The organism is Paenibacillus sp. FSL R5-0623 (assembly GCF_037974265.1).
Classification (GTDB): Bacteria; Bacillota; Bacilli; order Paenibacillales; family Paenibacillaceae; genus Paenibacillus.
Genome location: NZ_CP150233.1, coordinates 4064441 through 4080722, shown reverse-complemented (window position 1 = coordinate 4080722; position 16282 = coordinate 4064441). Strand labels below are relative to the sequence as shown.

16 protein-coding genes are annotated in these 16282 nt (G+C 42.3%); 14 read left to right on the top strand and 2 right to left on the bottom strand.

Features of this window, described 5'->3' with window-relative positions; all coding sequences use genetic code 11:
- Window positions 1-20 precede the first annotated feature (20 nt).
- From MKY92_RS17860 to MKY92_RS17835, 6 genes are all read left to right on the top strand, one after another.
- Window positions 21-992, top strand: a complete 972-nt coding sequence (locus MKY92_RS17860; RefSeq protein WP_036613563.1) for an AAA family ATPase — start codon at window positions 21-23, stop codon at window positions 990-992.
- A 119-nt stretch (window positions 993-1111) separates the two neighbouring features.
- A complete protein-coding gene (hflX, locus tag MKY92_RS17855) occupies window positions 1112-2398 on the top strand; it encodes a GTPase HflX (protein ID WP_339297142.1) in 1287 nt (428 codons plus the stop codon).
- A gap of 84 nt (window positions 2399-2482) precedes the next feature.
- Window positions 2483-3736 (top strand): methionine gamma-lyase family protein, encoded by a 1254-nt coding sequence (locus MKY92_RS17850; RefSeq protein WP_339297141.1) that lies wholly within the window; start codon window positions 2483-2485, stop codon window positions 3734-3736.
- A gap of 82 nt (window positions 3737-3818) precedes the next feature.
- Complete coding sequence (locus MKY92_RS17845; RefSeq protein WP_017687924.1) at window positions 3819-4232, top strand: MerR family transcriptional regulator; 414 nt, start codon at window positions 3819-3821, stop codon at window positions 4230-4232.
- A 129-nt stretch (window positions 4233-4361) separates the two neighbouring features.
- On the top strand, window positions 4362-5690 hold the full coding sequence (gene glnA, locus MKY92_RS17840; protein WP_076210082.1) for a type I glutamate--ammonia ligase: 1329 nt from the start codon (window positions 4362-4364) through the stop codon (window positions 5688-5690).
- 602 nt (window positions 5691-6292) lie between these two features.
- Entirely contained in the window at window positions 6293-7594 is a 1302-nt protein-coding gene (locus tag MKY92_RS17835) for an aldehyde dehydrogenase (protein ID WP_339297140.1), read from the top strand.
- 105 nt (window positions 7595-7699) lie between these two features.
- On the opposite strand, the gene lexA is transcribed toward MKY92_RS17835, so the two are convergent.
- Window positions 7700-8326, bottom strand: coding sequence for a transcriptional repressor LexA (gene lexA, locus MKY92_RS17830; RefSeq protein WP_017688034.1), 627 nt, complete (start codon window positions 8324-8326; stop codon window positions 7700-7702).
- 296 nt (window positions 8327-8622) lie between these two features.
- Here lexA and MKY92_RS17825 point away from each other — a divergent pair, with 296 nt between their 5' ends.
- From MKY92_RS17825 to MKY92_RS17790, 8 genes are all read left to right on the top strand, one after another.
- Complete coding sequence (locus MKY92_RS17825; protein ID WP_091020706.1) at window positions 8623-9000, top strand: LysM peptidoglycan-binding domain-containing protein; 378 nt, start codon at window positions 8623-8625, stop codon at window positions 8998-9000.
- Between the two features lie 95 nt (window positions 9001-9095).
- Window positions 9096-9305 carry a DUF896 domain-containing protein gene (locus tag MKY92_RS17820; RefSeq protein WP_017688036.1) on the top strand — a complete coding sequence of 70 codons (210 nt, stop codon included), beginning with the start codon at window positions 9096-9098 and terminating at the stop codon, window positions 9303-9305.
- 125 nt (window positions 9306-9430) lie between these two features.
- Window positions 9431-9940: a hypothetical protein gene (locus tag MKY92_RS17815; RefSeq protein ID WP_017688037.1), complete on the top strand. Its 510-nt coding sequence runs from the start codon at window positions 9431-9433 to the stop codon at window positions 9938-9940.
- A gap of 28 nt (window positions 9941-9968) precedes the next feature.
- Window positions 9969-10760 (top strand): HAD family hydrolase, encoded by a 792-nt coding sequence (locus MKY92_RS17810; RefSeq protein WP_076210090.1) that lies wholly within the window; start codon window positions 9969-9971, stop codon window positions 10758-10760.
- Window positions 10761-11314: 554 nt separating this feature from the next.
- Window positions 11315-12277, top strand: coding sequence for an ABC transporter permease subunit (locus MKY92_RS17805; protein ID WP_036613590.1), 963 nt, complete (start codon window positions 11315-11317; stop codon window positions 12275-12277).
- Window positions 12278-12289: 12 nt separating this feature from the next.
- The gene (locus MKY92_RS17800; protein WP_036613592.1) at window positions 12290-13162 is read left to right on the top strand and encodes a carbohydrate ABC transporter permease; all 873 of its coding nucleotides are present in this window, start codon (window positions 12290-12292) and stop codon (window positions 13160-13162) included.
- A gap of 47 nt (window positions 13163-13209) precedes the next feature.
- A complete protein-coding gene (locus MKY92_RS17795) occupies window positions 13210-14844 on the top strand; it encodes an extracellular solute-binding protein (protein ID WP_339297139.1) in 1635 nt (544 codons plus the stop codon).
- Window positions 14845-14946: 102 nt separating this feature from the next.
- A complete protein-coding gene (locus MKY92_RS17790) occupies window positions 14947-15621 on the top strand; it encodes a GntR family transcriptional regulator (protein WP_091020712.1) in 675 nt (224 codons plus the stop codon).
- 96 nt (window positions 15622-15717) lie between these two features.
- Here the strand turns inward: MKY92_RS17790 and MKY92_RS17785 are convergent, their stop codons facing one another.
- Window positions 15718-16263: a cupin domain-containing protein gene (locus tag MKY92_RS17785; RefSeq protein WP_047843398.1), complete on the bottom strand. Its 546-nt coding sequence runs from the start codon at window positions 16261-16263 to the stop codon at window positions 15718-15720.
- Window positions 16264-16282 lie beyond the last annotated feature (19 nt).

Here is a 16282-nt window from a genome sequence, read left to right as displayed (position 1 = left end):
TAAAATAGAGGTGATGGCGAATGAACGGACGGGTCATGGCTGCAGGAGAGCAACCAGGAGGCAGACCATCCAGACAAATTAATATTGTGTTGCGTAACCAGGAACCTCAGATGTTGGTCAAAGATGAAGCAGCGGCAGTACAGGCAGCCAAGAGTATAACCAAACATGCGCACTTCCAGGAGATACAGGGTGAACTGGAGCAACTGGTTGGACTTGAAAATATCAAAGACTTGGTATTTGAGATTTATGCTTTCTTACAGATTGCTCAGATGCGTACTGAAGCAGGTTTACTTAGTGGTGCGCACGTGTATCATATGATCTTCAAAGGCAATCCGGGGACTGGTAAGACCACCGTTGCGAGAATCGTTGCCAAACTCTTTCAGAAGATGGGTGTGTTAAGTAAAGGGCATCTTATTGAAGTAGAGCGTGCGGATCTGGTTGGAGAATATATTGGGCACACGGCGCAGAAAACAAGAGATCTGGTCAAGAAGGCACTCGGTGGAATATTGTTCATTGACGAAGCTTACAGTTTGGCCCGCGGTGGGGAGAAGGATTTTGGAAAGGAAGCTATTGATACGCTTGTAAAATCAATGGAAGACAATAAAAATCAATTTATCCTTATATTGGCTGGTTATTCAGATGAGATTGATTTTTTTCTTCAGACGAACCCTGGATTACCTTCCCGCTTTCCCATTCAAGTGGAGTTTCCAGACTATAGTATTGATCAGTTGATTCAAATCTCTGAGATTATGGCCAAAGAGCGTGATTATATTTTAATGCCTCAGACCATACTCAAACTAAAGCAACATTTGCTTCAGGAAAAAAATGATTCGCTGCATGCGTTCAGTAACGCCAGATACGTTCGTAATGCCATTGAACGTTCGATCAGGCATCAGGCGGTTCGTTTGTTGGAACAATACTCGGAAGGCAGTCCAGGAAAACTGGAGCTGATGACAATCCGTACAGAGGATTTGAACTTTGAGCGAAAGTAAGCGATAATATAGTTTTTACACCAGCCGGCCGGGCCAACCGGTTCGGCTTAAGGCATGCTATGGCATATTCGTGGTAATGAATACTAATGGATTAGTAATTAGAGGGAGTGAATATATACATGACAAATGGCACACATGATACAGATATGGTCAAAAAAGATCGCGCCGTCTTGGTTAGTCTTGTTACGGATGATGTAAAACGTACAGGTATCAATCCTGAGTACTCTTTAGAGGAACTGGTGAAACTTGCCGAGACAGCTGGAGTGGAAGTGCTAAGTGTACTTTCTCAGAACAGGGAAAAACGTGATACCAAATGGTTCATTGGTAAAGGTAAGGTGGAAGAGCTCCGTGCGATTGCAGAGGAACTTGGAGCAACTACAGCTATTTTTGATCAGGAATTGTCAGGGGCACAGGTTAGGAATCTGGAAGAAACCCTCGATCTCAAAATTATTGACCGTACCCAATTAATTTTGGACATCTTTGCACAACGTGCCAACACTAGAGAAGGTATCATTCAAGTGGAATTGGCTCAACATAGCTACTTGCTGCCACGTTTGTCGGGTCATGGCAAGAACCTGTCCAGACTTGGTGGCGGAATCGGAACAAGGGGCCCAGGTGAAAGCAAGCTGGAGACAGATCGCCGTCACATTCGTGGTCGTATCGATGATCTGAAGCGTCATCTGGAAGAATTGACTCGTCATCGTAAGTTGCATCGTGAACGCCGTAAAAAAACAGGTATTGTTCAGGTGGCCCTTGTTGGTTATACCAATGCTGGCAAATCAACCTTGCTCAAGCAGTTGACGGCTGCAGATGTGTATATTCAAGATCAGCTATTCGCTACTCTGGATCCAACATCACGTACGATGGAACTTCCAAGTGGAAAAGAAATCGTCCTTACCGACACGGTTGGATTTATTCAAAATCTACCGCATGATCTGATTGCAGCGTTCCGTGCAACGCTGGAGGAAGTGAATGAAGCAGACCTGATCCTGCATGTTGTAGACGCCTCATCAGCTATGCGTGAAGATCAGATGCGGACGGTTAATACAATTTTGCAAGAACTTGGTTCAGGGGACAAGCCGCAGTTAGTCCTGTATAACAAAAAAGATGCGTGCACACCAGAGCAGCTTGAGATGCTTCCATTGGATAAAGACCATATCAAAGTAAGCGCATTAGACACAGATGATTTGCTTAAAATCCGTGAATTGATCCAGACAGAGCTTACAGGTGACACGAAGCGCTTCCGGATTCCGGCAGAACGTGGTGATCTTACGTCCGTCCTTTACAAAATTGGTGATGTAGTAGATACCAGCTTTGAAGAAAATGATGTAATTTATGAAGTGGAATTACAAAAAGGTGAATATGAGAAATTTGGTCATATGCTTGAAGATTTCATCGAATTGTAATACTCATGACATATTGATGTGATAAGTTGACACGATAATAGATATTTAATGTCAGATTCGTGCTATGAAGGGGAATGAAGTAAGATGGTAAGCTTTGATTCAGAAATATCTGAACTTCAACATCAAGTGGAGCGTCAGATTGAAGGACAACTGCAACAGATTGATCGGATCACAGATCACAATCAATGGAAGGTGATTAATGCTTTCCAACAGCGAAAAGTAAGTGATTTTCACTTTGCAGGTTCAACAGGTTATGCCTATAACGATCGTGGGCGTGAAGTGCTTGATGAAGTATATGCTGATGTTTTCGGCGCGGAAGCCGCGTTGGTACGTCCTCATTTTGCTTCAGGTACACATACGATTAGTACAGCTCTTTTTGGAGTGCTGCGCCCAGGGGACGAATTATTGTACATCACTGGTAAGCCTTATGACACATTGCATAAAGTTATTGGCAAACCCGGTGATGGCACTGGTTCATTACGCGATTTTGGTATCGGTTACCGTGAGACGGCCTTAACTGATGAAGGTGGAGTGGACTGGGCAGCAGTTGAAAAAAACATTACACCGGCTACAAAAGTCATTGGGATTCAACGTTCACGTGGTTATGACTGGCGCTCCTCCTTCTGTGTTGCTGAGATTGCTGAGATGGTTACGCGTGTTAAAGCTCTTAAGGAGGATGTCATCGTATTCGTAGATAATTGTTACGGTGAATTCACGGAGGAACATGAACCGACAGAAGTCGGAGTTGATCTGATGGCCGGATCACTGATCAAGAATCCTGGTGGAGGTATTGCGGAAACCGGTGGATACATATGTGGGAAGGAACAGTACGTAGAGCTAGCAGCTTATCGTCTGACAGCCCCTGGAATTGGGGGAGAGGTGGGAGCAATGCTGGGGACAACACGTGGCATCTACCAAGGACTTTACATGGCACCGACAATTGTAGGACAAGCTATCAAAGGAAGTACGTTTGCTGCTGCGATGTTTGCTGAATCCGGATTTGTAACCAAACCCGCCTGGAATGAAGCTCGCACAGATCTGATCCAGGCTGTTCAGTTTAGCTCTGCCGAGCATCTGATCGCCTTCGTGCAGGGGATTCAGCGTGCAGCAGCTGTAGATAGTCATGTGGTTCCTGAACCATGGGATATGCCTGGTTATGAGCACCCTGTCATTATGGCGGCAGGTACGTTCATTCAGGGTGGAAGTCTGGAATTATCAGCCGACGCGCCTATTCGGGAGCCGTATATCGGGTATATGCAAGGCGGATTAACGTACTCTCATGTCAAATATGGCGTTTTGATGGCGTTACAGACTATGAAAGATCGTAAATTATTGTGAGTTTATCTAACACGTCATTGACACTTGGTAATAACTAAATGTACAATAGGGTGAAGAATAGATGACTGGAAGGTTGATGAACATGGGTGATGAAATCCGCAGAAATATGGCCTTATTCCCAATTGGTATTGTAATGAAACTTACGGATCTGTCTGCACGTCAGATTCGTTACTATGAGCAACACAGCTTGATCGTTCCTGCGAGAACGTCAGGTAATCAACGGTTATTCTCTTTTAATGACGTAGAGAGATTGCTAGAGATCAAGGCTTTGATTGAAAAAGGAGTTAACATCGCAGGGATCAAACAAGTGATGAATCCTGTTTCGAAAGAATCCGAAGAAGCTACAGTTATCACGCCGGATACTGAAGTTAAACGCAGAGAGCTGTCCGATACGCAGTTGCACCGCTTGCTGAAGCAGCAGCTTGTTTCAGGTAAGAGACCAGGACAAGTATCTCTCATTCAGGGAGAGCTTTCCCGATTCTTTAATAAAAACTAAATTCGCATAACTTGGCGAGTAAGGGGAAAACATGCACTTTTGGTGTGAGACTCCTTGACCCGTGGAACTTTCTAATGTACAAATATAACAGGCAGGCCAAATACGCAGATAAGAAAGGGAGAGGTTATAGTGAGTTATACAAAAGAAGACATTCTCCGCATTTCGAAAGAAGAAAACGTACGATTCATTCGATTGCAATTTACTGATTTGCTTGGAGCTATCAAAAACGTTGAGATTCCTGTGAGTCAGTTGACTAAGGCTCTGGATAACAAAATGATGTTTGATGGATCTTCCATTGAAGGTTATGTACGTATTGAAGAGTCCGACATGTACCTCTATCCAGATCTAGATTCTTGGCTTATTTTCCCATGGGTTGCAGAGAACCGTGTTGCACGTCTGATTTGCGACGTATATCTTCCGGATGGTAATCCGTTCCCAGGAGATCCACGTGGTATCTTGAAACGTAACCTGAAGGAAGCCCAAGATATGGGATTCACTTCCTTCAACGTTGGTCCTGAACCCGAGTTCTTCTTGTTCAAAACAGACGAAAAAGGAAACCCAACTAACGAACTGAATGACCAAGGTGGTTATTTCGACCTTGCGCCTACGGATCTTGGTGAAAACTGTCGTCGTGACATCGTTATCACACTTGAAGAAATGGGCTTTGAGATCGAAGCTTCCCACCATGAGGTAGCTCCAGGTCAGCATGAGATCGACTTCAAATATGCTGATGCTCTGAAAGCGGCTGACCAGATCCAAACGTTCAAACTCGTTGTTAAAACGATTGCACGTCAGCATGGTTTACATGCGACATTCATGCCGAAACCACTGTTTGGTATGAACGGATCCGGTATGCACTGTAACCAATCCTTGTTCAAAGGCAATGAGAACGCATTTGTTGATGAGTCGGACGAGTTGGGTCTGAGCAAAACTGCTCGTCACTTCATGGCTGGAACTCTGAAGCACGCACGTGCGTTTGCAGCAATTACTAACCCAACTGTGAACTCATACAAACGTCTTGTACCAGGTTATGAAGCACCTTGTTATGTAGCATGGTCTGCTAGTAACCGTAGCCCAATGATTCGTATTCCAGCTTCCCGTGGTCTGAGTACACGTGTTGAGGTTCGTAACCCGGATCCGGCTGCTAACCCTTACCTGGCTTTGTCTGTTCTGTTGAAAGCAGGTCTGGACGGAATCAAACGTGAGCTTTCCTTACCAGCTCCAATTGACCGTAACATCTACATCATGTCAGAAGAAGAGCGTGTGGAAGAAGGCATTCCTAGCTTGCCAGCTGATCTGAAAGAAGCATTGAATGAATTGATCCGCAGCGAAGTCATCTGTGATGCTCTCGGCGACCACGCCTTGGCTCACTTCTATGAGCTGAAAGAAATTGAGTGGGATATGTACCGTACACAAGTCCACCAATGGGAACGCGATCAATATATTACGTTGTACTAATAGCTCAATCCCTTGGCGCTCTAGCGCTGAGGGGTTTTTATTTTTGTGGGCAAGTACCTATAATATTTAAAGAAAAACCAAAGTGCCCACAAAATGCCCACAGAATCCCCCAAATGTCCCCTGAATTATTCTTCATCATCCCACATAAAAATTCTGTGTTTGTCTGTAACCAAGCTAAATATTACTAACAAAATACATTTGTTTACCGATAGATAATCGTAAAACTCTCTTCTCATCATTGAAAGAGGAATTTTTTGTATGGTAACTAAACTCTCTATCAACTTTAACACTTCATGTTAGTAATAACGCAAAATCATTTTCATCATTTGTCTAGTAACCTATGAAAAAGAAACTGAAATTAGAATTTTTTCTACAGTGCATCAAGCTGTCGGAAGCAAAAGATCTAAATCAAGCTTCCTTAGAAATTCTAACAGCTACAACATAGTAGCAAGTACTATCATTCATTCTTTCAAAATTCCAACCATTGTCCAATACATACAAATGGATGTTTCATATGTATGTTGAAAGTTTCATATAGAAGAGGTATACTTTAATTAAATTTTGAGCAATTTAATTTTAAATAATTAATTGGAGATGTTAATATGGATCAGGCAAAACAACTAGTGACAAAACAACGTACATTTTTTTATACAGGTCAAACTAAAAATATCGAATATCGGATTAATGCGCTTCAACAGCTTAGAAAAGGAATTGAAAAGTATCAGCAACGCATTCAAGATGCACTTCGGGCAGATTTGAACAAATCTGAGGCGGAAGCTTACGGTTCCGAGATTCGCATTGTTTTGGGTGAACTGGATTTTGCATTAGAACACCTGCAGGAATGGGCTGCACCAAAACAAGTCCCAACCAATTCGGCTATGCCGGATGGGGTGAGTACCATTTATCCTGAACCATACGGAGTGGCTCTTATTATTGCACCTTGGAACTATCCTTTCCAACTGGCCTTTGGTCCACTGATTGGAGCAATTGCAGCCGGTAACTGTGCAGTTATCAAGCCTTCTGAATTAACACCAGCCGTATCTCGTCTGACGTATGATCTGATTCAGGAGATCTTCCCTCAGGAGTATATTGCGGTTATGGAAGGAGAAGTTGAGGTCAGCACAGCATTGTTGAAAGAGAAGTTTGATTATATTTTCTTCACAGGTAGCACAGGTGTTGGTCGCATTGTTATGAAGGCAGCTGCGGAGCATTTGACTCCTGTAACTCTGGAGCTAGGGGGCAAGAGCCCTGCTATTGTCCATAGTGATGTAGATCTGAAGCTGGTGACCCAGCGTATTGTTCGCGGTAAATTCCTGAATGCAGGGCAAACATGCGTTGCTCCGGATTATTTGCTTGTGCATGAACAAGTTCATGATGAATTGATTGATCTGATTAGCGCAGAGATCAAAGAAAAATTTGGGGATGATGTGTTACAGAACGCTGATTTCCCGCATATTGTCAACGCGCGTAATTTTGATCGGTTGTCGAAATTCCTCACAGATGCCAAAACACTAATTGGAGGGCGTTCTGTACGTGAGCAGTTGCTCATTGAGCCGACTGTACTTGGAGATGTGAACTGGGAATCACCTGTCATGCAAGAAGAGATCTTCGGTCCGATTCTTCCTGTATTTACGTACAGTGACCTGAATCCTATGCTGGATGAGATTGTCCGCCGGCCAAAACCATTGGCGCTATATCTCTTCACACAGGATGAGCGACTGCAGGATCAGGTTCTGAATCAATTATCCTTCGGTGGGGGATGTATTAATGACACACTTTCTCATATGACTTCACACTATCTCCCGTTTGGTGGTGTAGGAGAGAGCGGTATGGGCTCATATCACGGACAACAGAGCTTTGATGTGTTCTCGCATCACAAGAGTGTTCTGAAACGCAGTGAATAATTAGCCACAAAAATAACATAAACATGAAAAAAAGAGGTTGTCCTGTTGATCAGGACAACCTCTTTCGTATTTCATTACATCTAGTTTTGTTACTCAAGTTAAATATTAATGAATATCTCGGAAAAGGCCTATGACTTTACCCAGAATACTAACGTGTTTCAAACGTAAAGGTTCGAAGGTCGCATTCTCCGGTTGAAGGCGAATATGATCTTTCTCTTTATAGAACGTTTTCACTGTAGCTTCATCGTCTTCAGTCATTGCAACGACGATATCACCGTTATCAGCAGTTTGCTGTTGACGGACAATAACGTAATCTCCATTAACGATTCCAGCTTCCACCATACTATCTCCAACTACTGAAAGCATAAACACTTTCTGTTCGCCTACATAATGTGTAGGAAGAGGGAAGTAGTCTTCAATGTTCTCGGTTGCAGTGATTGGAACCCCGGCTGTAACCTTACCAACGACAGGAATACGTGCAACGCTATGAGCAAATTGATGAGAATGCTCAGATTCTTCCTGGCTCAAAAGCTCAATGGCTCTTGGCTTGGTAGGGTCGCGTCGGATCAAACCTTTTTTCTCCAAACGATCCAAATGTCCATGTACTGTTGAGCTGGAAGCAAGTCCAACAGCTTCACCAATTTCCCGTACGGAAGGAGGATACCCCTTCAACCGGACTTCATTTCGTATAAACTCCAGAATAGCCTGCTGCCTGCTGGATATCTTCGACATACCGTATCAACCCCATTTTAGTAACGTTTGGGAAAATTATAACATAGAACCTCCGTTCGTACAAACATAAGTTCTAAATAAAATAGCATTAAATCAGTGTTTTTTAACTTATAGAACAGAAATTGGCCAAAAGTCAGAGTATAATACTGCAAATACTTTGCAAAAGAACTTCAATTAAGATATTTCTCTTTCAAAAAAGAAGCGAACAATTGTTCTAAAAATCTATTGAACAAAACAAGTGTTCGTGTTATATTGATTCCAACAGATAGGAACAAACGTTTGGAGGCGGGTATTTAATGAGATATTCTACTTATCAAAGCATTTATGAACCGATGAATTCGGAACTGGTGAAGTCTAACATAGGGAACTACAAGAAGGTTTTAGCGCGTTTCAAGATTTCTTCATGGATGTTAAAGGTAGCCATTACCTCTTTGATTATATTTATTGGATGCAGCACTGTTTTAACTGTATTTGCTGGCAATGAGAATGATGTTCTCCCTGGAGGAAAGATAGCCGTTTCACAAGGGGAAACATTATGGAGTATTTCTTTGGAACATAAACCGACGAATATGGACACACGTATTTATATAGAAGCAATTAAGAAAGTGAATCAACTTCATACGACTTCCATCCAAGTGGGACAAGTACTAGCTCTACCGCAATTTGCAGAATAAAATGCACATCAATGAGTGTTAGCGCGTGTCAGCTTGACAAGCAGCCTTTATAATGGCAAAGTTAATATGACTTTGTATTTTTGGAGGGGACAAGCTTGGATATAGATAGTCTGGTAGCACGCATTAACGAATTGGCTCGTAAGCAAAAGTCCACTGGATTGTCGGAGGAAGAACTTGCTGAACGTGCCGAGCTAAGAGAGATTTATTTGAGCAATATTCGCAGTAATTTCAGACAACAACTGGATACCATTGAGATTGTTGATGATGAGAATGACAAAGGCCACCAAGGCAAACTCAAACACTAACGAAACCTAATGATATCATTATGATATTTAGGTTTCTTCCTGTTATTTTGAGTGTGCAATTTATAGGGGGAAATGTCGGTTTGCAATTATGTAAGCCGATACAAAGACACATAAGGGGGATTCTCATGTCGCGTTCGTTCGAGAGAACGGTTAAGAAAAATTCCAAGCAGTTAAATCAGCAACGCAAAAAAAGTGGTCAACCAATCACAGGTACACCAGGTGAAGAAGTCTTTAAAGGACGCAGCCTTTTGTTCCCTATATTTTTGATTGGCCTCGCCTTTTTGTATCTGTTTATGAGCACGTTCCTTGTGCAAGCTCCCATGACAACCTGGGACTGGGTGACGATGCTGCTTTACGTATTTTTGGCAGTCATCTTCATGCTTCGTCGTCCATACATCAAAATTAGCAGTAATCGGATTATAACGACGAAGGGTAATCGTGAACGTTCAATTGGGGTTGACGATATTGTCAAATTCAGAATTGAACCAGGTACAGTTGTTATCGAACATAACAGCCGCGGGAAAAGATGGGTGTTTACCAAGTTATTGAACCGTTACGATACAGATGCGATTGCAGAACGTTTGCTGAAGTTTGCAAAAGCACACCAGATCACCGTGGAAACCGTCGAAAAGTAATTATTGCATAAAGGGGTAGATGATCGGAATGGCGTTAAAAGCGATTTTGTTCGACCTAGATGATACTTTATTATGGGATGAGCGTAGTGTTCGAGAAGCTTTTCATGAGACTTGTCTAATCGCAGCGCAAGAGACTGGGGTAAAACCAGAAGAACTTGAAGAAGCTGTTCGTAATGAGGCACGTGGACTGTATGAATCATATGAAACCTTTCCTTTTACCAAAATGATTGGAATCAATCCGTTTGAAGGCCTTTGGGCTAACTTTACTGGTGGGGATCAGCCTGAGTTCCGTCAGTTGGAACAGCTTGCTCCAGTTTACCGTAAAGAATCTTGGCGTCGTGGCTTGTTGAAGTTGGGTATAGATCGGGAAGATCTTGCTGAACAACTTGCTGCGCAGTTTGGAGTAGAACGGAGATCCAGACCTCATGTGTACGAAGAAACGATGGATACCTTGCGTCAGTTACAAGGAAAGTACAAACTGTTATTGTTAACAAACGGTTGTCCTGCTTTGCAACAAGAAAAGTTGGATGGTGTACCTGAATTGACTCCTTTCTTTGATGAGATTATTATCTCGGGTAACTTCGGAAAAGGAAAACCAGATCCGTCGATATTTGAACATGCTTTGAGTAAACTGGGTGTTAAACCCGAAGAGAGCATGATGGTTGGAGACAAGTTAACGACTGATATTCGTGGTGCTTTATCATCTGGGATCCAATCCGTATGGATTAACCGTGAGCATAAGACCAACAACGAAACGTATGCGCCAGACCATGAAATAACACATTTATCGGAATTAAATCAGCTTATTGCTAATTTCTAAGCAGATCAGTTATAACATCTTTCCTCAGCACCCTGAAACATTGGAAGCTTCAATGAACGATGATGTCGTTCTTGAAGTTACCAATGTTTTTTATTTGAGCTTATTGAGTAAATTACCTTGTTAAATGAGATCTTCATTTATTTTTCTAAAAGTTATTGAAATTAGGGGGAAGCTGGATTAGAATATAACTAACATACTAGTATGACTAGTATTTAGATTGTCCTAAAGCAATTTCTTTTTGACTTACTTCATTAAATGGAAGCAGGGAGTTATTGCTTATTATTTTCGATCGATTGTAAGCGCTTAATATTTTAGAGTATCTTCTTCCGATTTGGCAATCACACCACTTAGTAAGTGCTAATTAATGATGTGAAGCACCTTGGATTGTGTGATCCTACATAATACATCAAATTGATATCGCTTACATTTAGCAATTATCTATTTGGTAGTGGAGGTGAAGTTAAAGGAGTTGTTGTCTTCTACAAGAGGAGAAACGATGGGAATTGTACATGAATTACTCTTACTTATCAAGTCCTGGATCGGAGTGAAAACACATGGAGTCGGAAACCGCTAAAACAACGTTAACCATGACATCTTTACGTAAAGAGAGCAGATTACGAACGGCAGCAACTTTGTTCCGCAAAGACTGGCAGCTGTATTCACTATTAATCCTTCCCATCATTTATCTCCTTATTTTTAAATATGGGCCGATGATTGGTAATGTGATTGCGTTCAGACGTTTTGTTCCCGGGGGAAGTATATTTGGAGAAACGTGGGTTGGGTTAAGGTACTTCAAAATGTTCATTGAGGACCCTACCTTCTGGAGAGTATTCGGTAATACGCTGATGTTGGGCGGACTTGCATTGCTCTTTACATTCCCGGTTCCAATCATTTTTGCCTTGATGCTTAACGAAGTGAAGAGTAAACGATTCAAAAAGTTTGTACAGACCGCGTCATATCTGCCTCATTTTCTGTCCATCGTTATCGTTGCGGGTATGATCCTGCAGCTGACAGCAGTGAATGGTTCCATTAATGGACTGGTGGCTTTCTTCACCGGAGACAATATTCCTTTTATGCAGCGGGCTGAATGGTTCAGAACAATCTATATCACTTCTGAGGTATGGCAGGGTATGGGTTGGGGGGCAATTCTGTATCTGGCTGCACTGACAACCATTGATGATTCCTTGTATGAAGCTGCACGTATCGATGGTGCCAATCGGTGGAAGCAAACGATTCATGTAACGTTACCAGGGATCTTGCCAACGATTGTGACGTTATTGATTTTGAACATGGGTAATTTCCTGGCTGTTGGATTTGAAAAAATCTTACTCTTGTACAATCCACTGATCTACGAGACATCTGATGTGATCTCCACTTACCTGTATCGGGTTGGACTGGAATCCAGTAACTTCAGTTATGCTACCGCAATTGGCTTGTTCGAATCGCTGATCGGTCTGATTCTGGTGTTCTCCGTAAATGCCATTTCACGCAGACTGACACAAAGAAGCTTATGGTAAAGGAGGAGCACCATGCAGGAATCCAGATCTTACAAGGTATTTAAAGTATTCAATGTCATCTTTCTGCTGTTCGTGGTATTTATAACGCTCTATCCATTCTTAAATGTCGTGGCACAATCCTTCAGTAGTGAGTCCTATATTAATTCGGGTAAGGTTAGTTTGTTCCCAAGAGGATTCAATGTGGAGACATACAAGACTATCTCACGTGACAGCATGTTCTGGACCAATTATAAAAATACGATTATCTACACCGTAGTAGGTACGTTAATCTCCATGTTTATGACGACTATTTTCGCATATGCCCTGTCCAAAAAGAGGTTGATGGGTCGCAAGTTTCTGACGATGTTCGCCGTATTTACCATGTTCTTCAGTGGTGGATTGATTCCAAACTATGTGTTGATTAATTCCCTTGGGTTCAACAACACCATGTGGGCACTTGTTGTTCCTGGCGCAATTAGCATATACAACATGCTGATCATGAAGTCATTTTTTGAAAATATGCCTGAAGAACTGGAGGAAGCTGCCTCCATTGACGGTTTGAACACCTACGGGATCTTGTTACGCATTATATTGCCGCTTAGTAAAGCAGTTATGGCAACCATGGTGCTGTTCTACGCAGTAGGTCATTGGAATTCCTGGTTCCCAGCCTTTCTGTATTTGGACAAAAAAGAACTGTTCCCGGTCACCATTTATTTGCGCAATATGATTGCAGGAGCGACAAGCGGGGCATCTGCCGGTGCAACCTCAGCTGATAACCTGACACAGATTGCTGCCAATATTAAGTCTGTAACGATGGTATTAACCATCTTGCCGATACTCACCATCTATCCATTTGTCCAAAGATACTTTGTAACCGGTATCATGTTAGGGTCTGTTAAACAGTAATACGTAGAAGCTAGAATACCTAAACCAAATTCAGGGGGATAACCTAAATGAATCAAAAGCCACGTAAGTTTGTTGGTAAAATGGTGTTGGCAACAATGATGACTGTTGTTCTGGCAGCATGTAGCAGCGGTACCGGAGCTGGAGGTGACGTCACTGAAGTTCAAACCAAGGCAGCGATGGAGACGTACAATGTAGGGGATACATTCAAGGCAACTGAGCCTTTTAATCTCTCCATACTCTATAGTGATCAACCTAGTTATCCATATAAAAAAGACTGGTTACTTTTTAATAAAATTACCGAACTGACGGGTGTTACGCTTGAGCCAACGATTGTACCGATGAGTGATTACTCCCAGAAGAGATCTCTGTTGATTAGCTCCGGTGATGCACCACTGGTTATTCCCAAAACGTATCCTGGTGAAGAGTCTGCATTTGTGTCATCCGGTGCGATTCTGCCAATCAGCGATTATATTGATTTGATGCCAAACTTCAAGGATAAAGTGGAAAAATGGGGATTGGAAGATGAACTCGAAGGACTTCGACAGGAAGATGGGAAATACTATGTACTCCCGGGTCTGCATGAAGAAGTATGGCCAGATTACACACTACTCGTAAGAACGGATGTTTTTGAAGAAAATAACATCGCCATCCCAACCACTTGGGACGAATTGTATGATGCAGCAAAGAAACTGAAAGAGATTTATCCGGATTCCATTCCGTTTTCGGATCGCTTCCAATTCAATAGCACGTTGAACATCGCTGCTACCGGTTTTGGAACCAAGGCTGGATGGGGGTTTGGTAACGGATTGACGTATAAGGAAGATCAGGATGAATTTGTATACACGGCTACAACACCAGAATACAAAGAGATGCTAACGTACTTTAACAAGTTGGTATCCGAAGGATTGCTCGATAAGGAGAGTTTTACACAGGATGATGATCAGGCTGTACAGAAATTTGTATCCGGCAAATCATTCATGATTAATGGTAATTCCCAAACGGTGGTGCTGCACCGAAACGATATGAACAAAACGCTGGGAGAAGGTAAATACTCTGTTGCGAAGATTACAGTACCTGGTGGACCAAAAGGGCAATTAATGTCCGGCTCCAGACTTGAAAACGGTGTCATGATCTCCGGGAAAATTCAAAAAAGCGAAAACTTCAAAGCCATTATGCAATTTGTGGATTGGTTATACTACAGTGATGAGGGTCAAGAGTTTGCCAAATGGGGCGTTGAAGGTGAAACATTTACCAAAGAGGGCGGAAAACGTAAATTGGTAGAAGACGTGAACTACAATGGCTTGAATCCAAAAGGCACTAAAGACTTGCGTATTGACTATGGCTTCTCTGGTGGTGTATTTGCCTACGGGGGTACCACAGATTTGTTGCAATCCATGTTTAGTGAAGAAGAGTTGAAATTCCAGCAAGACATGAAGGATACCAAGGAAGTGATTCCGGCAGAACCACCGATTCCTTACTCTTCAGAGGACCGTGAACGGGTGACACTTCTGAGTACACCACTGAAAGACTATTCGGATCAAAATACACTTAAATTTATCTTGGGTGAGCGGGACTTGTCTGAATTCGATACATTTGCCAAAGAGCTGGAGAGTCAAGGGTTATCTAATTATCTGAAGCTGGCAAATGATACGTACAAAGCCTACAAAGAAAACAAGCAATAATATAGTTGATGCTGGCCAGATTACCGTTTCACACCGATATATAAGTGGAACGGTAATTTGTGCTAAGATGAATGAATACGGCTGATAGAAAGAGGTCTAGGCATGTCACTTAATCAAAAAATTAGAGGCTCGACCCGGGCATATTCATATAACCTGTTAAAAGAACGAATCCTTCACCTGGAACTTAAGCCGGGTACCAAGATTTCAGAGAAAGAGATTGCAGATGAACTGCAGGTGAGCAGAACACCCGTTAGAGAAGCATTCATGAAGCTTGCTGAAGAAGAACTGCTGGACATTATTCCCCAGAGTGGAACGATTGTCTCTCATATTAATCTGGAGCATGTGGAAGAAGGCAGGTTTATGCGGGAGAAGATGGAGAAGGAAATCGTGACTTTGGCTTGTGTTTCTTTTCCTGAAGAGTTCAGATTTCGACTTGAAACCAACATTGCAATGCAGGAAGTCTGTATAGGAAAAAACAATTTCTATCGGCTTTTTGAATTGGATGAAGAGTTTCATCAGATTTTGTTCCAGGGCACGGGTAAGCTGAGAACATGGAAAATGTTGCAACAGCTGAATATTCCGTTTAATCGGTTGCGTTTATTGCGTCTAGCGGAGGACTCCAACCTGGAGGTCATCATCTCCCAGCACAAAGAGATTTATCGTCTTATCACAGAGCGTCAGACCGAGCAAGCTGTGCAGGTGATGGAAGCTCATCTTAGACTAGTTGTTATTGAACAAGAATCGATAAAAGCGAAATACCCGCATTATTTTATATAATGCACCGATGTTATATAATACTCTCCATATGCATATGCCAAAACCCCTGTTCAATTGAACAGGGGTTTTGGTTAAGCAAGTTGTAACACGAGAGTGTTAGGCTTGTTTGATAAAAGTAGGATCAGGGTATGGATCTGCAATCCAGCCATCTTTTTCGATGAACAGACGTACAGCAATAATTTGTTTGTTCTCCATTAAGGTGAAGAAGTGCGGTGTATTCTCAGGTACAGAGATAACGTCTCCAGGAGACAGTTCTACATTAAAGTAGCCGACATCATCTGTAGCTTTGATAACAAAGATTCCTTTACCAGCGACAATCGCACGAATCTCATCTTCAGCGTGGGTGTGGATCTCTTCGAACTTGGCCAGCTTTTCTTCGATATCTGGTGTTTGTTCGGACAGCGTGATGACATCCCAGATCTGGTATCCGCGACGTGCAGCCAAATCTCTGATTTCATAATCGTAAGTTTCCAAAACCTCGGTTTTCTGTTCATCAGTTAATCCAAAGTTATTTTGCAGATCAGTGTTCAGTTTGGATGCGTCCCACTTCTCATATAATACTTCGTATTTGTTCAAGAAATTTCGAACATTTTCGTCACCAGTGATGCGTTCGTTCGTATTTCGGATAACAATTTCAGCCATGTTCTTTCCCTCTTTTCCA